The organism is Pseudoalteromonas sp. 10-33 (genome assembly GCF_001469195.1).
Lineage (GTDB): Bacteria > Pseudomonadota > Gammaproteobacteria > Enterobacterales > Alteromonadaceae > Pseudoalteromonas.
In genome coordinates this window covers 1-23,547 of the sequence record NZ_LOFI01000015.1, presented here as the reverse complement: position 1 = coordinate 23,547, position 23,547 = coordinate 1, and the positions used below count along the sequence as shown (strand labels likewise).

23 protein-coding genes are annotated in these 23,547 nt (G+C 40.0%); 10 read left to right on the top strand and 13 right to left on the bottom strand.

The window, feature by feature from the left end:
* Position 1: 1 nt before the first annotated feature.
* A complete protein-coding gene (arcB, locus tag ATS76_RS10405; protein WP_058552101.1) occupies positions 2-2,320 on the bottom strand; it encodes an aerobic respiration two-component sensor histidine kinase ArcB in 2,319 nt (772 codons plus the stop codon).
* Between the two features lie 214 nt (positions 2,321-2,534).
* On the opposite strand from arcB, the gene folE2 reads away from it, so the two are divergent.
* The 4 genes from folE2 (at position 2,535) to ATS76_RS10385 (ending at position 5,919) form a co-directional block, all read left to right on the top strand.
* Positions 2,535-3,455 carry a GTP cyclohydrolase FolE2 gene (folE2, locus tag ATS76_RS10400; protein ID WP_058552100.1) on the top strand — a complete coding sequence of 307 codons (921 nt, stop codon included), beginning with the start codon at positions 2,535-2,537 and terminating at the stop codon, positions 3,453-3,455.
* Between the two features lie 104 nt (positions 3,456-3,559).
* Positions 3,560-4,153 carry a DUF2726 domain-containing protein gene (locus ATS76_RS10395; protein WP_006794335.1) on the top strand — a complete coding sequence of 198 codons (594 nt, stop codon included), beginning with the start codon at positions 3,560-3,562 and terminating at the stop codon, positions 4,151-4,153.
* A 113-nt stretch (positions 4,154-4,266) separates the two neighbouring features.
* Positions 4,267-4,974, top strand: coding sequence for a 5'-methylthioadenosine/S-adenosylhomocysteine nucleosidase (gene mtnN / locus ATS76_RS10390; RefSeq protein WP_058552099.1), 708 nt, complete (start codon positions 4,267-4,269; stop codon positions 4,972-4,974).
* Positions 4,975-5,919 (top strand): cobalamin biosynthesis protein CobD/CbiB, encoded by a 945-nt coding sequence (locus tag ATS76_RS10385; RefSeq protein WP_058552098.1) that lies wholly within the window; start codon positions 4,975-4,977, stop codon positions 5,917-5,919.
* A gap of 89 nt (positions 5,920-6,008) precedes the next feature.
* Here ATS76_RS10385 and tyrS read toward each other — a convergent pair whose 3' ends face one another.
* Positions 6,009-7,208 (bottom strand): tyrosine--tRNA ligase, encoded by a 1,200-nt coding sequence (tyrS, locus tag ATS76_RS10380; protein ID WP_058552097.1) that lies wholly within the window; start codon positions 7,206-7,208, stop codon positions 6,009-6,011.
* A 323-nt stretch (positions 7,209-7,531) separates the two neighbouring features.
* Between tyrS and ATS76_RS10375 the strand changes: the two genes are divergently transcribed.
* A complete protein-coding gene (locus ATS76_RS10375) occupies positions 7,532-8,845 on the top strand; it encodes a peptidoglycan DD-metalloendopeptidase family protein (protein WP_058552096.1) in 1,314 nt (437 codons plus the stop codon).
* Positions 8,846-8,997: 152 nt separating this feature from the next.
* Here ATS76_RS10375 and ATS76_RS19295 read toward each other — a convergent pair whose 3' ends face one another.
* The 5 genes from ATS76_RS19295 to ATS76_RS10355 all read right to left on the bottom strand — a co-directional run bounded on the left by ATS76_RS19295 (position 8,998) and on the right by ATS76_RS10355 (position 13,479).
* Positions 8,998-9,174, bottom strand: coding sequence for a hypothetical protein (locus ATS76_RS19295; protein ID WP_201023503.1), 177 nt, complete (start codon positions 9,172-9,174; stop codon positions 8,998-9,000).
* Positions 9,175-9,186: 12 nt separating this feature from the next.
* Positions 9,187-10,158: an aldo/keto reductase gene (locus ATS76_RS10370; protein WP_058552095.1), complete on the bottom strand. Its 972-nt coding sequence runs from the start codon at positions 10,156-10,158 to the stop codon at positions 9,187-9,189.
* Positions 10,159-10,297: 139 nt separating this feature from the next.
* A complete protein-coding gene (locus ATS76_RS10365) occupies positions 10,298-11,428 on the bottom strand; it encodes a sodium ion-translocating decarboxylase subunit beta (protein WP_058404826.1) in 1,131 nt (376 codons plus the stop codon).
* 12 nt (positions 11,429-11,440) lie between these two features.
* Complete coding sequence (gene oadA / locus ATS76_RS10360; protein ID WP_058552094.1) at positions 11,441-13,222, bottom strand: sodium-extruding oxaloacetate decarboxylase subunit alpha; 1,782 nt, start codon at positions 13,220-13,222, stop codon at positions 11,441-11,443.
* 11 nt (positions 13,223-13,233) lie between these two features.
* Positions 13,234-13,479, bottom strand: coding sequence for an OadG family protein (locus tag ATS76_RS10355; protein ID WP_058404828.1), 246 nt, complete (start codon positions 13,477-13,479; stop codon positions 13,234-13,236).
* 523 nt (positions 13,480-14,002) lie between these two features.
* Here ATS76_RS10355 and ATS76_RS19035 point away from each other — a divergent pair.
* The 3 genes from ATS76_RS19035 to ATS76_RS10345 all read left to right on the top strand — a co-directional run bounded on the left by ATS76_RS19035 (position 14,003) and on the right by ATS76_RS10345 (position 15,019).
* A complete protein-coding gene (locus tag ATS76_RS19035; protein ID WP_006794345.1) occupies positions 14,003-14,176 on the top strand; it encodes a DUF1328 family protein in 174 nt (57 codons plus the stop codon).
* A 51-nt stretch (positions 14,177-14,227) separates the two neighbouring features.
* Entirely contained in the window at positions 14,228-14,419 is a 192-nt protein-coding gene (locus ATS76_RS10350; RefSeq protein WP_006794346.1) for a hypothetical protein, read from the top strand.
* A gap of 132 nt (positions 14,420-14,551) precedes the next feature.
* Positions 14,552-15,019 carry a YcxB family protein gene (locus ATS76_RS10345; RefSeq protein WP_058404829.1) on the top strand — a complete coding sequence of 156 codons (468 nt, stop codon included), beginning with the start codon at positions 14,552-14,554 and terminating at the stop codon, positions 15,017-15,019.
* A gap of 51 nt (positions 15,020-15,070) precedes the next feature.
* On the opposite strand, the gene csrA is transcribed toward ATS76_RS10345, so the two are convergent.
* The 6 genes from csrA to ATS76_RS10315 all read right to left on the bottom strand — a co-directional run bounded on the left by csrA (position 15,071) and on the right by ATS76_RS10315 (position 21,139).
* On the bottom strand, positions 15,071-15,262 hold the full coding sequence (gene csrA / locus ATS76_RS10340) for a carbon storage regulator CsrA (RefSeq protein ID WP_004587515.1): 192 nt from the start codon (positions 15,260-15,262) through the stop codon (positions 15,071-15,073).
* A 91-nt stretch (positions 15,263-15,353) separates the two neighbouring features.
* Positions 15,354-16,571 (bottom strand): aspartate kinase, encoded by a 1,218-nt coding sequence (locus tag ATS76_RS10335; RefSeq protein WP_058552093.1) that lies wholly within the window; start codon positions 16,569-16,571, stop codon positions 15,354-15,356.
* Positions 16,572-16,577: 6 nt separating this feature from the next.
* Entirely contained in the window at positions 16,578-19,178 is a 2,601-nt protein-coding gene (alaS, locus tag ATS76_RS10330) for an alanine--tRNA ligase (RefSeq protein ID WP_058552092.1), read from the bottom strand.
* A 19-nt stretch (positions 19,179-19,197) separates the two neighbouring features.
* Positions 19,198-19,650, bottom strand: a complete 453-nt coding sequence (locus ATS76_RS10325; RefSeq protein ID WP_058552091.1) for a regulatory protein RecX — start codon at positions 19,648-19,650, stop codon at positions 19,198-19,200.
* On the bottom strand, positions 19,650-20,438 hold the full coding sequence (locus ATS76_RS10320; protein ID WP_058404832.1) for a BPSS1780 family membrane protein: 789 nt from the start codon (positions 20,436-20,438) through the stop codon (positions 19,650-19,652). Before ATS76_RS10320 ends, ATS76_RS10325 begins: the two co-directional genes overlap by 1 nt.
* Positions 20,439-20,515: 77 nt before the next feature.
* A complete protein-coding gene (locus ATS76_RS10315) occupies positions 20,516-21,139 on the bottom strand; it encodes a GTP cyclohydrolase II (RefSeq protein ID WP_006794352.1) in 624 nt (207 codons plus the stop codon).
* 629 nt (positions 21,140-21,768) lie between these two features.
* On the opposite strand from ATS76_RS10315, the gene ATS76_RS10310 reads away from it, so the two are divergent.
* Both ATS76_RS10310 and ATS76_RS10305 read left to right on the top strand, forming a co-directional pair.
* Positions 21,769-22,881: an energy transducer TonB gene (locus ATS76_RS10310; RefSeq protein ID WP_058552090.1), complete on the top strand. Its 1,113-nt coding sequence runs from the start codon at positions 21,769-21,771 to the stop codon at positions 22,879-22,881.
* 134 nt (positions 22,882-23,015) lie between these two features.
* A partial coding sequence (locus ATS76_RS10305) for an IS4/Tn5 family transposase DNA-binding protein (protein ID WP_201023502.1) occupies positions 23,016-23,547 on the top strand: 532 nt, incomplete at its 3' end.

Here is a 23,547-nt window from a genome sequence, read left to right as displayed (position 1 = left end):
TTCATTCTAATTGCTGTAGAAATAAATGAAGGGCATGTTGTCCTTCATTTATTTTACTTGCCAACACGAGCAGCCACTCCTCAAGCACCTCATCTGACTCTTCTATTGCGCCGTACTCCATCACTTTTGCATGCAGTTGAACATCGTTTAAACCAACAGAACCTGCAGCACCTTTAAGCTTATGCGCCACCGATTTATACTCTTCCCTGTCACCTGTATTTAATGATGTAAGCAGTTCTTGTTGGTACTGCGGATTTAGCTTTTCGAATAACTGACTGCTTCGTCTAAAGACAACTAACCCCATTGAGTTCACAAAGTCTTCTATTGTTTCAACATCTAGCAAATGCGCATCAATATTTTTAAGTGCCTCGTCGGTTACTTTTAGCTGTGGCTCGGTACATTGAACTTGCTTAATATCAAATAAGTCAGCAAGCATTTTATCAAGCTTTACTGTATTAATAGGCTTAGCTAGAGCACCTTGAATAGAAATACCTTCAAGCTCTTCTTCTGCACTTCTTACATTAGCGGTTAGTGCAACAATAGGCAGGTTATCAAAATGACTATCGGCACGAATTTGCCTTGCAACTTCGTCCCCATTGATATCGGGTAGCTGCATATCAAGTAATACTAAATCTAGGTCGTCTTCAGTATCTACAAACGCAAGAGCATCTTCGCCGGTTTCTGCCCATAACACTTCGTGACCGCGTTGTTCTAATAAATTAGTGGCTATTTCTGCATTAAGCGGTACATCTTCAACAAGTAAAATATAAAGCTCTCGGCCAACATAACTTTGTTCTGTGGGGGCAATGCATAAGCTCAGCGGTATTTGTACTGTAAAGCAACTGCCCTCACCCTCTGTACTATTTACTGTAATACTGCCCTTCATTGCGGTCACTAAAGCTTTAGTTACAGCAAGACCAATGCCTGAACCTATGGCATTTGTGCCTTGTAAATCAGGTGCTTTGTAGTACATATCAAAAATACGAGAAAGCTGCTCTTGAGGAATACCTTGCCCAGTATCTGATATTTTAATAACCAACCACGGACCTTCTGGACGATTTTCACGGCTACACTCAAGTATTACTTTGCCGTGTTGGGTAAACTTCACAGCGTTATTTATCAGGTTCCAAACCACTTGGCGTAAACGAGTAGGATCGAGCAGTGCATATATATCTAGCTTACCATTTCGCTCAATATCAAACTCCAGCCCTTTTTGCTCTGTAATTAAACCTGCAAAATTCACAACATCGTTTATAAAATCAGATACATTGATAGAGTTTGCAGCAATATCGAGCTGTTCTCTGTCTATTTTATCTAAATCTATTATGTCGTTAAAAATATTCCCGAGCGTCTCTGCACTTGAAAAGACCGTATTACACCAACTGCGCTGCTGCTTATTAAGATCTGTATCAAGCAACATACGAGTTAAACCTACAATACCATTAAGCGGTGTACGCAACTCATGGCTTAATGTGGCAATAAACTTACCTTTATCTTTATAGGCGGTTTCAAGAGCCTCAGCGGCTTCTTTACGGCTAGTAATATCACGCCCAAAGCCAAGCAAACCAATGTAGTCACCTTCATCATTTATAAAAGGAAGTTTTCGCAATTCAAACCAGCGTGTTGCACCATCAACTTCATAACCTACATCGATAGTGATTGCTTTGTGAGTTTGCTCTACCTCTTTGTCTGTGCGTAGTACTTCAGATAAAAAGTCATTTGGAAATATTTGTTCTACCGTTTTACCAATGAGCTCACGGCTTGATTTACCCATTACTTCTTCAAACATTTTATTGCAGCCAGCAAATACCCCGTTGTTGTCGCGGTAATAAAATAAATCGGGGGATGAGTCAACAATTGAGCGCTGTAACATGCTTTGCTGAGCTAGCTCTTGCTGTGTTTTTTTGCGCTCTGCAATTTCTCTACGAAGCTCTTCAATGGCGCGGTGTTTGGCGTGAAAAGCCATTTTACGTTCATCTATTTCAATATTAAGCCGACTAATATTATCTTTAAGTGTTTGGTTTAATAGTTTTTCTTGTTTGGTTGCGCTATCTAAGTAAGCGTATGAAGCGTCTAACTGACGAATTGAGTTTATAAGTACGCTAATAATTAAAGGTGACACAACAGCTGAAAAAAATACCACAGCCAAAATATCTACAAGAAACAATTCACCTATCGCTACGTAATAAAACATACTCGATAAAATAAGAGACGCAGCTAAAAATAAAGCGTAACAAATGGCAGCCGTTTTTAACTCGCCAAATCGCGCTATTGAACTTGAAAGCACCCGAACCCAAGGGCTCAAAGAATAATCGGTCATACGTAGTTTTATCTCTTTGCTGTTTGCTTAAATATAAGTAAGGCAATGCTATTTACAGATTTTAGCATTTTTCTATTCGCTATTTTCGTGTTGTGCGACAAAAACAGTAAAAATTCATACGCGATTTTGACTAGCAATAAAGTCCTCGTTTCAGCCACTGATTATTTCGTGTAAAATAAGGCGCCTTATAATTGCCAATAACGAGTAACATAGCATGCAAACCAATATGCCCGATATAGCTGACACCGCTCCCGCATTACAAACAGGTAAATTAGACTGGGTTGGCATGGGTGAAATTGAACTGCCATTTATATTTGAATCGCGTGATTTAAGCCCTGTTACCGTTAATACCAAAGCGCGCGCATTTGTAAACTTACATAAAGAAGACGCTAAAGGCATTCATATGTCGCGCTTATTTTTAGCGCTTGATTTACTCTCAACAGAGCAACAAGTAAATCCTAAAACAATTAGCCAAGCGCTTGATACCTTTATATCTAGCCATGAAGGCTTGAGTAATAAGGCGCAAATTGAATTTAAATTTGAGCTTCCACTTCGCCGCAAGTCTCTATTAAGTGGCAAAGCTGGCTGGAAAAGCTACCCAATTACACTTACAAGTACAATTGAAAACAATATCATTAGTTACGAGCTAACCGTTGATGTTACCTACTCATCTACCTGTCCTTGTTCGGCGGCACTTGCACGCCAGCTAATACAAAACGCATTCAGTGAAAAATTCAACCAAGACACACTCAACCAAAAAGACGTACTTGAATGGCTTGGCACAACACAAGGCATTGTGGCAACACCTCACTCGCAACGTTCAATTGCTAACGTAAAAGTAAAACTCGATAGCAACATCAATGAGTTTGATGTGGTTAACTTAATAAACACCCTTGAAAACGAGCTAAAAACCCCAGTACAAGCGGCAGTAAAGCGTGAAGATGAACAAGAATTTGCCCGTTTGAATGGGCAAAATTTAATGTTTTGTGAAGATGCAGCACGTAAAATTAAAGCAATATTAGAAGCAGACAGTTACGCAGATTACTGGCTACAAATAAACCATTACGAATCGCTTCATGCACACGACGCCGTAGCGGTTGCTGTGAAAGGTATTAATGGCGGGTATAAAGCATAAAACACCTGCGTTAACTTAAATCGCCATTCGGTAATTCATATACAACTTAGGCACAGTATTTGCTTTAACAAAACAGTGTCAATTTGTTGTTATGGAGTTACCGTATGGAATTCGCTTTATTGTCGATTTTAGTATTAGTGGTAGGTGCATCAATTGCCGCGTCAAAATTTAGTGACGACGGCGGTAATCCTTATCCTTTCAAACGTAAACAAAGCGTATTTACGCAAGTAGAAAGCGCCTTTTTAAACCTATTAGAGCGTGCTATTGGCGATCAATACAAAATTGTGAGTCGGGTTAAGCTTATTGATGTCATCGACTGTAAAGAAGGTTTATCACCTAAATCAAAACGCGCTGCTATTGCTAAAGCCAAAAATAAGCAGCTTGATTTTGTGTTAATCGATAAAGAAAAGATGACCATAGTTGCTGCCGTTGACTTAGTAAATAACGCAAATAAAGATGGCCACAAAGCACAGCGCGACTGGTTTGTGAATGGCGCCTTAGAAGCTGCGGGTATTCCACACATTCGCATGAAGGTAAAAGCAGGCTATCGTCCGTCAGAAGTGCGCGATGCCATTATGTTTAAGTTAGGTAAACCTGCACCGACAGCACAGCGCCCATTGCGAAACCGAGTTCACAAACCTGCTGTTTTATCACCTTCACAAGCTAAAGCCCATTCAACAGCATTAGCCGAAATATAATTATCAGGTGACTAAAATTGCATTAAAGCGAGCATTTTAAATGTCTCGCTTTTTTGTTTTTTATTGTTAACTTCACGTATAATCATGCTATTCAAACTCAGGAATCAAACACTATGAATGTTGGTATTATTGGCGCAATGGAGCCAGAAGTTAAAATTTTGCGTGAAGCAATGCAAAACCCAGCTATTTTAACTAAAGCAGGTTTTACATTTTACACTGGTGAATTAGCGGGTTGTACAGTTACTCTTGTTCAATCAGGTATTGGTAAAGTAGCATCTAGCATTGCAACTACATTACTTATTGATAACTTTAAACCTGATTGCGTTATTAACACCGGCTCTGCTGGCGGTTTTGATCCATCATTAAGTGTTGGCGATGTCGTCATATCGTCAGAAGTTCGTCACCACGATGTAGACGTAACCGCTTTTGGCTACGAAATTGGCCAAGTACCACAAATGCCTGCAGGTTTTGTTGCGCACCCTAAATTGGTTGAAGCAGCACAACAAACTATTGCACAAATTAGCGAAGTTAAAACCTTGGTTGGCCTTATTTGTACTGGCGATACTTTTATGTGTGACCCTGTTCGTATTGATAAAGCGCGCAGCGACTTCCCTTCAATGCTTGCAGTAGAAATGGAAGGTGCATCTATTGCGCAAACCTGTCATACGCTTGAAACACCTTTTGTTGTTATTCGTTCAATGTCTGATATTGCAGGTAAAGAATCGCCACAATCATTTGAAGAGTACCTAGAAACAGCATCAATTAACTCATCTAAAATGGTTGTTGCTCTGCTTGAAAAGATAACGGCTGTAACACTGTAAATGCTTAGCAATATTGTTCAAAACCATTTGGACTTTATTGTATTCATAATAGCGCTCCTTGCTGAGCGCTTTTTACCACTCGTTAGTTGGTACCACCCTAATACCGTTTTAGTGGCCGTGTTTCGCGCCATGGGCAAACGTATTTATAGTAAACAAAATACAAACAGCTACCACTATTTAGCAGCCGTCCTTGCCAGCGTGCTGGTGCTCAGTGTTATTTTAATAATTATTACTTTACTGCTTGAATTTGCATTTTACCCCGAGTTACTGGCAGGCCTTATTTTATACCTTTGCCTTGAAAGCCAAAGCCTCAACAAAAAAGCGCGTCGTATTGCAAAGTTGACCAAGCAAAACCAAAAGTCAGCCGCGCGCGAACTATTAAAACCGATACTCGCACGTGAAGTAAGCAAGCTTTCTACAGCCGGCATTATTAAAGCACTTATAGAGAGCTTAATACTTCGCACTGCCCGTTATTACTTTGTAGTTATATTTATTTTTTTACTTTTAGGCCCCATTGCAGCTCTTGGTTACCGACTACTTACCTTGATGCAGCAAGCATGGCGCCATGATGTTTCACCAAACAGCGAATTTTTAAGACCATTAAAGCTTGTTTTATTTGTTATTGAGTATATCCCGGTGCGTTTACTTACACTCACAATTGCTGCGAGTAAGGCCACAAAGCAAAGTGTTCACTACATAAAACACTATGGCCAACACTTCTATCAAACAAATACAGGCTGGTTACTCAGTGCATGCTCTGCATCACTTGGCGTGCAACTAGGTGGACCCGCTATGTACTTTAATAAGCGGCATAACAAAATGCGGGTTGGTACTGATAGGTTACCGAACGCTGACGATGTACCAGCGGTTTTAAATCGGCTTAATCAGGCGCGCGCCTTTTGGGTACTCGTTATTGTGTGTATTGAAATTCTAAAAAGCATTTGAGCTTTACTTAGTAAAATTGAGCACAAAAAAGCCAGCCAGCTATTAACTGACTGGCATTAAGCCTAAGCTATTTTTTATTACCCGTGCTTTTAAGCTACGGTAATGTTTGCAAACTTACGTTTACCTACTTGGTAAATATCGGTTGTACCTTTTGCTATTTCTAGTTTGGTATCAGTAATTTTTTCTTCACCGTTAAGTTTAACTGCGCCTTGTTTAATCATGCGCATCGCTTCTGATGTACTGGCAACTAAATTTGCTTCTTTTAATAAGTTAGCTATTAAAATAGTATCTTCTGCAATGGTTATTGTCAGCTCAGGAATTTCATCTGGCAGCGCTTTTTTCTGAAAACGTTGAATAAAATCGTTGTGCGCAGCTTGTGCGTCTTCTTCACTATGAAAACGTGCAATAAGCTCTTTAGCAAGTTCAATTTTGATATCACGCGGGTTAGTACCCTGCTCAACTCGTTCTTTTTGCGCTGCTATTTGCTCAATTGAAAGGCCACTTAGTAAATCGTAGTAACGCCACATTAATACATCACTAATCGACATCACTTTACCAAACATGTCATTAGGTGCATCAGTAATACCAATGTAGTTACCTAAAGATTTAGACATTTTTTGAACGCCGTCAGTACCTTCAAGTAATGGCATCATTAAAACAGTTTGTGGCTTTTGACCTTCAACTTTTTGAAGCTCACGCCCCATAAGTAGATTAAAGCGCTGATCAGTACCACCAAGCTCTACATCAGACTCTAAAGCAACCGAATCCCAACCTTGTACTAGCGGGTATAAAAATTCGTGTATTGCAATTGGCTGTCCGCCATTGTATCGCTTTTTAAAGTCATCACGCTCAAGCATACGCGCAACCGTTTGGTTAGCAGCTAGTTTAATCATGCCTGCTGCGCCTAACTTTTCCATCCACGTTGAATTAAAAGCAACAGTTGTTTTTGCAGGATCAAGAATTTTGAAAACCTGCTCTTTATACGTTTCAGCATTGGCAAGAACATCTTCACGGGTAAGCGGTTTACGTGTCACGTTTTTACCGGTTGGATCACCTATCATGCCCGTAAAATCACCAATTAAAAAAATAACTTCGTGACCTAAGTCTTGGAAAGTTTTCATTTTATTAATTAGTACTGTATGCCCTAAGTGTAAATCTGGCGCTGTTGGATCGAAACCCGCTTTGATTTTTAACTTTTTGCCCGACTTTAGTTTTTCAACTAACTCGTCTTCAATTAATATTTCTTCTGCACCGCGTTTTATCTCTGCAAGAGCGGTTTGTAAATCCACAGTCTATTACTCCAAAATTCTGCCAACAAAGAGGGCTACTAGTTGTTTTGTATAACCTTAGTTTAACAAGGGCTAAATCAAACTTATATGTGCAACTAACATAACAAATTTCTACCTAATTAAAACAACTTTTTAAGTGATTAATGCAACTAAATAAAATGCGCACAGTCTGAGATAAATTAAGCGCTAAAAAGGCATATAAAGCCCGATTTTAGCGTAATTCAGCGCGATTTAAAATCTACAAAGCACTGGTATTCGCACAATATTAGGTATATCCTGCAATATTATGTATTTATTATCTTGACAGCAGAAAAAGGCACGTTATGGTTCACGTGGTTAATACCCTCCCCAAAAAACACAAATTGCTTATCTTATGTTTGGTTTCTGCTATTGCCGCCTTGACGTTTCTTCCATCTGAGAAAGCAACCGCGTCTAAAGACAACAATGCAAATGCATTAGAGATTGGCAAGCGCTACGAGCTTCAAGTTAAAGTTGATGACAACGAAAAATTAACCGAGTTAAATTCAGAGCAAGCAGCCGAAAAACTTCCAGAATACGATTTAGTCGACCACCAAGTAAAAACGGGCGACAACTTAGCAATTATATTTAAACGCGCAGGCTTTTCAGCGCAAACGCTACATAAGCTAATTAACACTAACGCGGAAACTCGTAAGCTAACTAAAATTCACCCAGGCGAAGTTCTGAGCTTTGCAACCGGTAAAGATGGCACACTTGCGCAATTGCGTTACGTTATTTCTAAAACAGATACGTTGTATGTGACTCTAGATGACGAAGGTAACTACAATACATCTATAGATAGCAAAGAAATAGAAACGCTGACCAAAACAGCTGGCGGTGAAATTTCTAGCAGCTTTTGGACTTCTGCAATTGCAGCGGGTTTAAGCGAGCGCCAAATCATGAACTTTGCTGATATTTTTGGTTGGGATGTGGACTTTGCTAACGACATTCGTAAAAACGATCAATTTGGTTTAATTTATGAATCTCACTATGTTGAAGGCGAATTTATTGGTACCGGTAAAATTATAGCAGCTGAGTTCATTAACCAAGGGCAACGCTTTACAGCAATTCGACACACCGACGGCAATTTTTATACCCCCGAAGGCCGTAGTATGAAAAAAGCATTTTTACGTGCCCCCGTTAATTTTAAATATATAAGCTCGAGTTTTAACCCGCGTCGCTTACACCCAGTTACAGGGCAAGTAAAAGCGCACCGCGGTATTGATTACGCTGCACGTACTGGCACACCCGTTGTTGCATCGGGTAATGGTAAAGTGGTTAAGGCAGGTTACAGTAAGTACAATGGTAACTACGTATTTATTAGCCACGGTACACAGTATGTCACCAAGTATTTACACCTTAACAAAAAGCTTGTTAGAACAGGTCAAAAAGTAAAACAAGGTGACAAAATTGGTACTGTAGGTGCTACAGGTCGAGTGACTGGCGCGCATTTACATTATGAGTTTTTGGTTAACGGTGTTCACCGTAATCCTAAAACGGTTAAATTACCAAAGTCTGAGCCACTCCCCCGCTCTGAGCTTGCTAAATTTAAACCTATTGCCGAAAACTTTATTGCTCAATTAGAGCGTAATCGCGAGTTACAACTGGCACTTAAGTAATCGCGTTATTAATTTATTAAAAAGCCCTTGCAGGTTTAGCCTGCAAGGGCTTTTTTAGTGTTTTTATTTTAAAAATAAGTTGGTTAGCTCACATAGAGCCGTTCTACATTAAAGGCTTTGCATCTTAATTTTATATTAATAGCTTTACACACCTAATTCATTAATACATAAATAAGTTGAATAACTAAAGAACCCATCACTAATGGCCAAATATATTTACTGTATTTTGCCGCCCCCTCAAGCCCCATTTTGCTTTGGTATTTTTCAAGTAATGGGATCAGTATTACCAATGCTATAAATAAACACACTAAAATAATAATTACGTTCATTAAAAACCCTCTTTATGGCACTTCGCAGCCTTTTGCGCTTTCGTATAAGGCATACCAATGCTCTCGGCTTAAATGAACATTAATAGCCTCACACGATGCGTTTATACGCTTAGCGTTAGTCGTGCCAATAATGGGTTGAATCGATGCAGGATGGCGCAGCAGCCACGCAAGTACAATTGCCTCAGCAGAGGTACCATAAATTGCAGCAAGTTTATTTACTAAAATACTTGTGTTGATATCTGCTTGCGACGCTTTTGATAAATCGCCACCGGTATATAAACCTTGGCACAAGCTACCCCAACTCTGTATTTGAATATCAAAGCTGCGGCAGTACTCAATATTACCAGGCGTAAAGTTAATGTCTTTACCGTCGCTGTTGCCAACATACAGACCTTCGTCTATAAATTGATGTTTTTGCAAACTGGCCTCTATTTGATTAGCAACAATCGGCATATCAAGGGCATGCTGTAAAAAGTTGATTTGGTGTTGCTGCATGTTTGATACGGCAAAATGTTTTACTTTGCCACTTTCTTTTAAACAGCTAAATACACGTGCAACTTCATCAACTTCCATTAAAGGGTCTGGACGATGTAGCATTAGTACATCAAGGTATTGCGTATTTAATCGCTTAAGTGAGTTTTCTACCGACTGCTCAATCCAATTTGCTGAAAAGTCATAGCGCTTAGGGCCCTGATCGTCAGCAAATTTTATCCCGCATTTTGACTGAATATACATGTGATCTCTAAGCTCTGGTCGCTCACTCAGTGCCTGACCAAATACCTGCTCTGCTTTACCAAAAGTGTATATATCTGCATGATCAAAAAAATTAATGCCGCCTTCAATCGCGTTATCAATGCATTCGTGGGTTTGTTTAAGATGTGCGCTGGTAATTGGGTCTTTATTCCAACCGCCTCCCAACCCCATACATCCAAATACAAGTTTACTAACATTAGGTAAATAGTGAGCCAATGGAGTGTGAAGCATAATGACTATCCTTAAAATTGCGAAGAGCCACCACTTTAAACAAAAAACTTAAAACAAGAAACCATTAACGAACAGAAATTCCGGGCAAAAAAAAGCGCAGTAAACTGCGCTCAATGGTTGGTTGAAATCTAAAATCAATTTAGCCAACAAGTGCCAACAAAATACCTGCGGCAACGGCACTGCCTAATACGCCCGCCACATTAGGGCCCATTGCGTGCATAAGTAAAAAGTTATGTGGGTTATTTTCAAGTCCCACTTTATTTACTACGCGAGCAGCCATAGGAACGGCCGATACACCAGCGGCACCAATTAACGGGTTAATAGGTGTTTTAGATATTTTATTTAAGCCTTTAGCCATAAATACACCTGACGCTGTACCAATACCAAAAGCAAGGGCGCCCAGCACTAAAATACCAATGGTTTCTAGCGTTAAGAAATCATCTGCTGCAAGCTTAGAGCCAACCGCTAACCCTAAAAATATGGTCGTTATGTTGATAATTTCGTTTTGTGCACTGTTACTTAAACGGTCAACTACACCCGACTCACGCATTAAATTACCTAAACAGAACATACCTACTAGCGGAATTGCTGCTGGTAAAAACATCGCGGTTGCAGTGAGTACCATAAGTGGAAAAATAATTTTTTCCTTTTTAGATACTTTACGTAGCTCAGGCATTTTTATTTGGCGCTCTTCAGGCGTTGTAAGTGCACGCATAATAGGAGGCTGAATTATTGGTACTAGTGCCATGTAAGAGTAAGCCGCTACTGCAATTGCCCCTAATAAATCAGGCGCTAGTTTTGAGGCTAAAAATATTGCCGTTGGGCCATCAGCCCCGCCAATAATAGCAATAGCTGATGCATCTTGAAGCGAAAACTCAAAACCAGGTATGAAGTTAAGTAAAATTGCACCAAACAAGGTCGCAAAAATACCAAATTGAGCCGCAGCCCCCAGCAATAACATACGTGGGTTTGCTATTAGCGCACTAAAGTCAGTTAATGCACCAACACCCATAAATATCAATAGCGGAAAAATCCCGGTATCTATACCCACATAATAAACTGAGTACAAAAGCCCGCCAGGGTCAGACATACCAGCAACCGGGATATTAGTTAATATCGCGCCAAAGCCAATTGGTAATAAAAGCAGAGGCTCAAAGTTTTTAGATATCGCTAAAAACAATAACAAACAGCCTACAGCAATCATTATCAAGCCAGGAAACGTAAAGTTAGCAAGACCTGTTGCATGCCAAAGGTTTAAAAGACCTTCCATTTATACGACTCCTTAAGCCAACGCAATAATTGCGTCACCAGTGGTCACTGAGTCACCCTCAGACACAAGCACTTCAGCAATTGTACCAGTATGCATTGCACGTACTTCAGTTTCCATTTTCATGGCTTCCATAATCACAACAACATCACCTTCGTTTACAACCTGACCCGCTTTCACTTTAACTTTAAAAATATTACCAGCTAAAGGTGCATTTAGCGTTTCACCTGAAGCCACTGAAGCAGACTGAGGTAAATGTTCTGAATCTTTTAATGTGACTTCTTTAAGTTCACCGCCTTGCGCTACGACAACGTCGTAAACTTTACCGTCTACCTTAACGCTGTATTGCTCAGCCTTAACACTGTTACTATTTGCTGATGTCTTAGCTGGCGATTTACTTGTGTTATCGTCTTCGCTTGGTACCGGTTCAAATGCATCAGGATTATTACGGTTTTTGATGAATTTTAAACCAACCTGTGGGAATAACGCATAAGTAAGTACGTCGTCTATTTTATCCTCAGCAAGCGATAAACCTTGCTCTTGTGCTTCTTTTAATAGCTCAGCTTCAAGTGTTTCCAGCTCAGGAGCAATGTTATCAGCAGGGCGACACGTAATAACGTCGCTGCCATTGAGTACGCGCTCTTGTAGCTCTTTATTCATTGGAGCTGGTGTTAAACCATATTCGCCTTTTAATACGCCTGCGGTTTCTTTAGTGATAGTTTTATAACGCTCACCTGTCAGCACATTAAGTACAGCTTGAGTACCCACAATTTGTGATGTTGGCGTAACAAGAGGAATGAAACCTAAGTCTTCGCGTACACGCGGTATTTCAAGTAGTACTTCGTTAAGCTTATCAGCGGCACCTTGCTCTTTAAGTTGGTTTTCCATGTTAGTTAACATGCCACCTGGTACTTGAGCGAGTAAAATACGTCCATCTACGCCTTTTAAACTCCCTTCAAACGCTGCGTATTTTTTACGAACATCTCTAAAGTAAGCTGCAATTTCTTCAAGTTGGTTTAAATCAAGCTCAGTATCTCGCGCTGTACCTTCAACAATTGCTACAATGGTTTCTGTTGCTGAGTGACCGTAAGTCATACTCATAGACGAGATAGCGGTATCAAGCATATCAATACCTGCATCAATCGCTTTTTGGTACGTAGCAGTACTTAAACCTGTTGTAGCATGGCATTGCATAGCAATTGGAATCGACACTGTTTCTTTCAGCGCTTTTATGAGCTCTTCTGCGTCATATGGCTTTAACAAACCCGCCATATCTTTAATACAAATTGAATGACAACCCAGCTCTTCTAATTGCTTGGCTAGCGTTAACCACATATCAAGTGTATGAACAGGGCTTACCGTATACGAAATAGTACCTTGAGCATGAGCACCTACCTTAACAGCCGCTTTAATGGCTGTTTCTAGGTTACGTACATCATTCATTGCATCAAAAATACGAAAAACATCAACACCGTTTTTGTGTGCGCGCTCAACAAACTTTTCAACAACATCGTCAGCATAATGGCGGTAACCTAATAAGTTTTGACCGCGTAATAGCATTTGCTGCTTAGTATTTGGCATCGCTTTTTTAAGCGCACGAATACGCTCCCACGGATCTTCACCTAAATAACGAATACAAGAATCAAAGGTCGCACCGCCCCACGATTCAATTGACCAGTAACCTGCATCATCTAATTTACTTGCAATCGGTAGCATGTCATCTAAGCGCATACGCGTGGCAAGTAATGACTGATGCGCATCACGAAGAACCAATTCTGTTAATTTTAATTTAGCCATGTGTGTGCCCCTTATTTGTTATTTGATTTGTACTGAGCAATGGCAGCACTAATAGCAGCGATGTGCTCATTTGGCACACCTTGAGATTTAAACGATGGTGACTTAACTGGAGTCGCAACTTCGGCAGGGCTAAAACGCGCCACTAAGTTAGACATTATTGTAACTGCGCCAATTAATATCGAAAGAAAGACAAACACTCCAACCATACCTGTTAGCATTAAGCTACCAGCGGTTGTAAGTACAGCACCTATATCCATTTTTCTCCCCTTGAAACCCATATCGAAAATAAAAAGTCGATTTAGTTAAATATTTATTCACTAGATAATAACAAAACAAATATCTTTGTCTAGCCATTGTAAATTGGTAAAACCAATTAAAATAAAAATAACATATAACCAAATTTATTAACCACAGTAAAAACCCTTACCCATCAACACCCCATAATACACACAAAAAATACTCACTATATTTTTAAGCTATAGCTGAATTTTTAACAAAGCCGAATTCCCCGTACTTTACTGAACCTAAAATCACTCATAATGTGTAGAAAAAAACAAACTTGTTAATTGGTCTTACCAAGAGAGGCTTTTCTAAGCACCCTTTAATTTCAACCTATACTTGTGTGTGAATAAGTTACACAACCCAACGTAAAAGTTACCAATTTAACAAAGTCAAAAAACAAACAAAAACATACAAGATACTGATATAAAACAAAAATATATTATGGCACAGTACTGGCATTAACTATTGTGTACAAATTTGATAACCAAGGAGAAAACAATGTTACGCTGGACAATCACATTTTTAGTTATTGCTTTAATCGCTGCAGTGTTGGGTTTTGGTGGCATCGCAGGTGCCGCAGCTGGTATAGCAAAAATTATATTCTTTATTTTTATAGTACTTTTAGTTATTTCGTTAGTTTCGGGTGCGCTACGTGGTAAATCACCCAGGTAGGCATATACTCAACTAACACTACAATTTTATTTATTTACAAGGAATTACATTATGAACTCTACAACTTTAAAAGCAGCACTAATTGGTCTTTTCGCAAGTTTTTTCATCATGGGTTGTCAAGATAACAACGCAGAAGAAGCCGGAGAACGTATTGATGAAGTAGTAACAGATGTACAAAATTCTGTTGAAGATACGTGCGAAGAAGTGAAAGAAGGCGTAAACGCTGAAGAAACTAACTGTTAATAGTTAGTATATTATTAAAAAACGGCTCTTAAGCCGTTTTTTTATGCCTAAAATAAATGCACGCATTATAAAGCTGCTCATTTATAAGCGAACTTGCTAAAATATATAAAACGATTTTTAAAGCAAGGCACTATGTCATTTTCAACCACCTACACACTTGATAAACCCTACTTTTACGAATGCTTTGACGAGTCACTTCCTTACAGCAAACGCGCACAACCTAAGTACTTTTTACTGGTACTGTTAGTCTCGCTTGGTTTATTTAGCATTTACGGTTTAGCTGATCATTATTTAGGAACATTTTTGATCATGGTTGCTGTGCTTGAATGCGTTGCTTTTTATTACCGCAGGCCATGGTGGGTGACCAGACAAATGTTTAGCCGAGCATCAGGTTCTGAGGTTACACTCACCTTTGATGATGAAGGCATTAAATCGGCAAACCATTACAAAAGCTACCAACTAGCTTGGCAAGACATCGCTGAGGTAATTGAAACGCCACGGGGCGTGTTAATTAAAAATAAAAACAGCCTGCAATATATTTCAAAGCAAATACTCACAGATGAAATGCTCGATTTTATAAACAAAAAAGCCACTCAATGAGTGGCTTTTTGACTTAGCTAAATAATTTATTTAGCTAGGTATACGTGTTGATTAAGCATTGCCCGGATTAGGGTTAGACTTTTCAGCTTGTATACGCATGTAAATTTCTTCACGATGCACTGATACGTCTTTTGGTGCGTTTACACCAATTCGAACTTGATTTCCTTTAACACCTAAAACGGTTACAGTTACTTCGTCACCGATCATAAGGGTTTCACCTACTCTACGAGTTAGTATTAGCATTCTCTTGCTCCCATGTTCCAATTAAAATTATAAGATTCCGCTTATCCATATTAATGAAAAATAGACTAAAAAGTAAGTAAAAACTCACTATCTATCTACTTTCCGTTAAAAATGCTTTATGTAATGCACGAACTGCCAACTCAAGGTACTTTTCATCTATTAAAACAGAGATTTTAATCTCTGAAGTAGACACTAAAACAACGTTAATATTTTCCTGCGCCAATGCATCAAAAAATAAACTAGCAACACCCCAGTGCGATTTCATGCCCATACCAACAGCAGATATTTTTGCTATGGTTGTTATCCCGCTTATATTTTCAGCACCTAAGGACACCTTTTTCTCGGTTAGTAATTCAAGTGCTTGCAGGTAGTCATTCGAGTGCACAGTAAAAGCATAGTCTATTTTTTCAAAGATATGATTAACTTGATTAATCATATCTATTTCGATGCCGTTATCAGCAAAAAGTTTCAATATTTTTACAAGATTTTGAGTGCCACTTTGTACACCCTGTACCTTAATTAAGCACTCATCTGCGTTAAATGCAATACCCGAAACAACTTTACTTGGCATGTCGTTTTCCTCAAACGTGATCAATGTCCCTTCATCGGGATTAAAGCTCGAAAGCACCCTTAGTGGAACATTGTGTTTACCTGCCGCCTCTACAGAGCGAATATGCAATACTTTAGCACCTAAGCTTGCTAACTCTAGCATTTCAGCAAAGGTCACTTTACTCATTCGCCGTGCGTTAGGTTCAACCCGAGGATCTGTAGTATATACGCCATCAACATCGGTATAGATCTGACATTCGTCGGCTTTTATAGCCGCGGCTATTTCTACCGCCGACGTATCAGTGCCGCCTCTGCCAAGGGTTGTTATATTGCCTTCAACATCACGCCCCTGAAACCCGGCAATAATAGCAATACGGTTATGCTCAAGTTCATGCTTTAAACGCGTAGCTGCAATGTCTGTAATGCGGGCTTTACCGAACATATTATCGGTTTGAATATTAACTTGATCGGCAAGCAGGCTTACGGCTGAGTGGCCGCGTTTGATTATAGCCATAGCCAATAAAGAAACCGATATTTGCTCGCCGGTACTAATTAGTACGTCGAGCTCGCGGTTACTAGGACGGGAATCTATTTGTTTGGCAAGATTAATTAAGCGGTTGGTTTCTCCCGACATAGCCGAGAGCACCACAACCACTTGATGACCTTGTTGCCTAGTTTTAACAACAAGGTCGGCGACCGCTTCTATTCGCTCTATTGAGCCAACCGACGTGCCGCCATACTTTTGTACAATTAACGCCACTTAGGCTTAAGTACGCTCAGTTAACCAAGCAGTAACGCTATCAAGTGCAGCAGCAAGGTTTTGTGGTTCAGAACCACCAGCTTGTGCCATATCAGGACGGCCGCCACCTTTACCGCCTACTTGGCCGGCCATGTGGTTTACAAGCTCACCGGCTTTTACTTTGCCAGTTAAGTCTTTAGTCACACCGGCAATTAGGCTTACTTTGTCGCCACTGGCAACACCGAGGGCAATAACACCTGAGCCAATCTTGTTTTTAAGGTCGTCAACCATACCACGAAGCGCTTTAGACTCAGTACCTTCAACGTTTGCAACTAATAATTTAACGCCATTAATGTCTACTATAGAATCTAATAAAGACGCACCTGCAGCGCTCGCTAGCTTATCGTTAAGCTGAGCAATTTGCTTTTCAAGGCCTTTAGACTTTTCAAGCAAGGCAGTTACTTTTTCAAGTACTGATGCGCTATCGCCTTTCACAAGCGCTGCTACATCGCTAAGCTGTTGCTCTTGCTCACTTACATAAGCAACTGCATCTGCGCCAGTTACTGCTTCTATACGGCGAACACCGGCAGCAATACCGCTTTCAGATACAATTTTGAATAAGCCAATATCACCCGCACGCTCAACGTGTGTACCACCACAAAGCTCAATTGAGTAATCACCAATGGTTACTACGCGTACCTCGTCGTCATACTTTTCGCCAAACAGCGCCATAGCACCTTTCGCTTTAGCATCATCAATAGCCATAAGCTCAGTGTTAAGTGCAAAGTTACGGCGAATTTCGTCGTTAACTACACGCTCAATATCACGTAGCTCGTCTTTAGTAACGGCTTCAAAGTGCGAGAAATCAAATCGTAAACGATCCGCTTGAACTAACGAGCCTTTTTGGCTTACATGTTCACCTAATAACTGGCGTAATGCTTCATGTAAAATATGCGTAGCTGTATGGTTTTTCTTAATACGATCACGGCGTGCGTCATCAATAGTGGCATCCACTTTATCGTTAACACCAATACGGCCTTGTACTGTGCCGTGGTGCGCAAATGCATTACCCAATTTAGTGGTGTTAGTCACATTAAACTCGCCACCAGCAACTGTAATTGTGCCTGTATCGCCCGTTTGGCCGCCAGATTCTGCGTAAAACGGTGTGCGGTCTAGTACAACAATACCTTCTTGGCCATCTTCTAATAACTGTACGGCCTCACCACCAGCAAACACTTCAACCACTGTCGCACTGTAATGCGTGCTGTCGTAGCCTTTAAAGTCAGTGTGTTTATCTGATTTTAATTGCTCGTTGTAATCGGCACCAAATTTACCCGCTTGCTGCGCAGTTTTACGCTGTACAGCCATGCATTCTTCAAAGCCTTTATGATCAATGGTCATTTGGCGTTCACGCGCAACATCGGCTGTTAAATCGGCAGGGAAACCATAGGTATCGTAAAGTTTAAAGACTAAATCACCTGGGATCACATCGCCTTTAAGGTCACTTAAGCTTTCTTCTAAAATAGCTAAGCCGCGCTCAAGTGTTTTACCAAATTGCTCTTCTTCAATGCGTAATACTTTTTCGATAATTTCTTGTTGCTTAGCAAGCTCAGGGTACGCTTGACCCATTTGCTCAATAAGTGCAGCAACTAATTTAAAGAAAAACGCGCCTTGTGCGCCAAGCTTATTACCATGGCGCACAGCACGACGAATAATACGACGAAGTACGTAACCACGGCCTTCGTTAGATGGCATAACACCATCTGAAATTAAAAATGCACACGAACGAATGTGATCGGCTACTACGCGAAGTGACTTATCGTCCATATCTTGCGCGTTAGTGACACTTGCAGCTGCTGCAATTAAGCCTTGGAATAAATCGATTTCGTAGTTTGAATGCACGCCCTGCAAAATAGCAGAAATACGCTCAAGGCCCATTCCCGTATCAACAGATTGCTTAGGTAATGGCAACATAGTACCGTCGCTTTGACGGTTGTACTGCATAAATACGAGGTTCCAAATTTCGATAAAACGGTCGCCGTCTTCCTCAGGTGAGCCTGGAGGTCCTCCCCAAATATGCTCACCGTGATCGTAAAATATTTCAGAACACGGACCACACGGGCCTGTATCGCCCATTGACCAAAAGTTGTCTGAGGTAGCAATACGAATAATGCGGTCTTCGCTTAAGCCAATATCTTTTGACCAGTACTCAAACGCTTCTTCATCATCATGATAAATAGTAACAAGCAGTTTTTCTTGAGGTAATTTAACAACCTCAGTTAAAAATTCCCACGCAAACTTAATAGCTTCTTGCTTAAAGTAGTCACCAAAACTGAAGTTACCTAGCATTTCAAAAAATGTGTGGTGGCGCGCCGTGTAACCCACGTTTTCTAAATCGTTATGTTTACCACCAGCACGTACACAACGCTGTGAGCTTGTTGCACGTGTATATGGGCGAGATTCAGCGCCTAAAAATACATCTTTAAATTGCACCATACCTGCATTGTTAAACAATAACGTGGCATCGTTGCCCGGAATAAGCGAGCTTGAAGGAACAACTTGGTGTTGCTTGCTGGCAAAAAAGTCTAAAAACTGTTGCCTAATTTGTGCGGTAGTCATGTGCTGCATGTGAAAATCTCACCTGTATTTACTGTGATTGCATTGCAAAATCGATTTGTTCATAGCTAAAACCTCGATACATTAAGTAGCGCACGCGCTTAGCCTTGTCTTTGTAATCGAGGTTTGCCGGTGTATTTGAATATTTTTTGTTGTACGCATCCTGCGCAAGCTCAAACCAGTCTATTTCAAGCTCTTCAACTACCTTTTCGAGTAGCGAACGGTCAATCCCTTTGCCCATAGCCTCGCTTTGAATTCGCTTAAGCCCATGGCATTTAAAAATGTGCTTTCTTACAAAGCCTTCACAGTAACGTTGCTCGTTTATAAAATTGTGCTTTTCGCACCAATCAAGCAAGTTTTCGATAAACTCATCTGTGGCTTCTTTTTGCTGTAATTTAAAGGTTAACTCACGGCGCGAGTATTCTTGGCGTCCGAGTAACCAAAGTACATAATTTTTTAATTTTTGTTTTAACTTATCATCCATTAAGCGTCAAAGCGTCCGCTTGTTTCACTGCTAAGTGGTTTAACATTTTTGTCGTCACTTGGCGGGACAATCGGCATAAAAATCGCTTGATAAGAAACAAAAAAACTAATGTAGCAAATCGGCATTAAAATCAACAGTGGTAAGAACGATAAGAACATAGAAACCGCCATAAATAGTACGCAAATAACACCAAAAACACTTAGCGGAAACAAATTATGATAAAAAACCATAAGCGATTGCTTAAGCGCCGTTAAAATACGTTGCTCTTTATTAAAATAAACAAGCGGTACCGCATAGGCAAAGGCCGTTAAATAAATAAGCATGGCCATAAAAAATAAAATAACACTCGCACCCGAAATACTCGCAAGAGTTTGCTCAAGTGCAGCCTGAGGCTCAAGTCCTGGCTGGCTCATAATTGCCACGGCATCGGCAAATAAACCGTTTGCTAATAACGCCATTAAAATACCCGCACCCATTTGGTATAACGCCAAACGAACCAAGCCCAAACGGTTGCCTTTAGCTGAAAATGGCTTAAGGATGTCAGCCAACATAATTTTGCCGCCTTGCTGCTTGGTCAGCACCGCTTGGTAAAAGCCGGCAGTTAAAAAAGGCGTAGCCAGTGCAGCAACCACTTGCAGTAAAGGTAAAAACAACGACAGTAAGCCCACAATGCCAATAAATAAATGCATAAAAATAAACGTCATTGGCTGGGTTTTAAAAATAAGCCATCCCGCTTTTAACCACTTTAGCCCGGCATCTGCTTTAAATACTCGTAATTGTGTAGACATACTTGCTCTTAATTTATAACGAAACACGCCAAGTATAACTTGGCGTTGGGTGGGATCACAGGGGCAGATCAGTAATATTAAGGTTTTTTAATTTTTTTAATATCTAGCATATGTGCGCCATGCTTTATTTTGGTTTCTAAGTAGGCTTTATTACCTGCTACACCCGCTTTTATGTGTGCATGTGTACCAATAACCGTATCAACTTCAATACCCGCATCTTTTAAGGCATTGAGCTTTTTAGGGTTGTTGGTCATTAATTTAACGTGCTTTAAATTAAGCGCATTAAGCATTAATACCGCATCAGAAAAGTCGCGTAAGTCATCTGCAAAACCTAAATGATTATTGGCCTCATAGGTATTCATACCTTGCGATTGCAATACGTAAGCATCAATTTTATTGTATAAACCAATACCACGGCCTTCTTGGCGTAAATACAGCAAAATACCGCCTTGCTCGTGCATCATTTCAATACATTCGTTTAACTGTTCGCCGCAATCACAACGTGATGAATGAAATACATCCCCCGTTAAACACTCCGAATGCATACGAATAAGCGGTACATCTTGCTCGGTATCTGCGTTATTAAACACCATAGCAATATGCTCTTGACCATCTTTTAGGTCAGTAAATGACACTATTTCTGCAGGGATATCACTGTTTTTGCCAACATTTAGCTGGACTCTTGCTCTTACTTGCGCCACGACAAATCCAAATATTTAAATAACTACGACACGACAATAAAGTGATAATATCACAAAAGAGTAAAATTAGATCGTAGTACAACACTGTTTATCGCAATTATATGGCGACGACAGCCCCTGTTTTCAATGATTAAACCTAATTAACCTGAACTCTGAATAATAAACCTATCTTTAGCAGCTATTTTTAGCGCTAACTGCGTTGAATTTACTTGCAATAGGCCTGCTATTGACACGTAAATTCGCCTTGTTTCATTGAAAATCTCTGACTAGAAAAATAAAATTTAAATATCACCATTATTCAACATATTAGCAAGTATTTTAACCAGCGTTCAGGCTAATTAAAAAACACAGTAAATCAGCACATAATAGTGGCTTTTGTACCTGTATAATGACAATGGTTATAATTTATAGTAAGTTATTATTAATTAGATTATTCGTAATTTTAAATAATACGAGGATAGTAATATTTAAGTTTGCTGCTTTTAATCAATACTTTAGTGAAAGCAATGTAAATTCACTCGTAAAGTTACATGCGTATTGTAATTAAATTTAATGCAGGTAACGCTAAAATAGCGATTTAAAATTGCGTAATTATTCAACGTTCAGGTTCACAATTAATAAGGATCATTATGAAGCCACAACACCTTGCTCTACTTGTTGGATTAAGTTTATCTGCCTTTACAAATAATGTACTTGCTAGCCAAGCTGATAACGCTAAAGCCGCATTTTCAACTGCTTACCAGAGCTACCTAAACGCTGTAGAAACAAAACACAATATTGAGCAAGCCGCAAAACAGGCTTACATCACAGGGCTTAATTTTTACGGTGATAAAAGCGACAACACAGCAAACCTTGCTATTAATTATGCTAAAGCCATTACACCGCCAAGCACAACGAGCAGCAAAAAAAACATCAGGCAACAGCGTTACAGCCTTTACTCGCAAGCCTATACAATTTTAGCTGATAACCACGGCAAAAATTCAATACAAACACTCGACGCACTTTTAGGGAAAGCCGAAAATGCTAAATCAGCGTCTTTGGCAGAAGATCATCTCGAACGTATAATCGACATTGCTAAAGCACAAAATAAACCAAAGTTTGTTGCCGATATGCAATTTGAAGCCGCGTCGTTGTTAGCAAGTAAGTTTGCACATAAAAAGTTTCGTGCAGCGCAAAAGTTATTGAACGAAGCCGATGAGTACTACCGTGAAAATTTAGACGAGAACACGGTTGAGCGAATCAAAGCAGACTTTTTAGTCGCCTCGTTTGAGCAAAGTAAGAAAAAATATAAAAAAGCGATTGAGCGTCTAAACCATGTTGTTTCGGTATTCGATAGCAACCTAAGCTTTGATCATAACGCCGAACTTACCGCGCACTCAAAACTTGTAAACCTTTACGAAAAAACAGGTCAAAGCGAGCAAGCAACTAAACATTGTTTAGCCATTGCTGAAATGGTGCCATGGAAAGATTCACAAGAACAAACACCTGTTTATCGCCAACCGCCTAAGTACCCAATAAATAAAGCTCGCCAAAATACAGATGGTATTGTTGTTCTTCAGTTTGATGTAGATACCGCGGGTTTTGTAAAAAACTCATCAGTAATAAGCTCAGAAGGTGGCCACGCATTTGAAAAGTCAGCACTAGAGGCACTTAAAAAATGGCGTTACGCACCCAAGTTTGAAAACGGAAGCCCTGTAGTAGCAAGCACTCAGGTGCAAATAGATTTTAAAATAAACCGCTAGCGGTTTTACAAATGCAAAAGGCGCTATTTAGCTGTCTCTTATACACAAATCCCTGCTAAGAAATTAGCGGGGATTTTTTTGAACTAAATCCCAATGTCATGATCAGATCTTCAAATCTTGTTTGAGGGCACATTATGATTAACGAACATACTCATTGGGCAAAACAACAATTCGGTAAATCGGACTTAGGTGATCCAAGAAGAACAGCGCGTCTGGTAAAGTTAGCATCAACGCTTGCAAATGAACCAGGAAAACCGCTTGTGAACATCACTCAATCCCCCGCCGATATGGAAGGTGCCTACCGCTTTATTCGCAACGAGAATATTGACGCAACGGCTATTGCAAAGTCAGGCTTTAAAGCCACGGTTGAACAGGCCAAAAGTCATAACTTATTGCTCGCATTAGAAGACACGACCACACTAATTTATAAACATTCCTCCATTCGAGATGATTTGGGTCATGTCGGACGAGGAGCAAAACAACGAGGCTTGTTAGCTCATAGCGTATTGCTGTTTGCGCCAGATACAAAGCACGTTGTGGGATTAATTGAACAGTCTCGCTGGAGCCGTAATATCAACACGATTGGAAAAAGGGAAAAGCACGCGACGACTTCTTATGAAGAAAAAGAAAGTTACAAGTGGGAGTTAGCGTCACGAGCGATGGCTG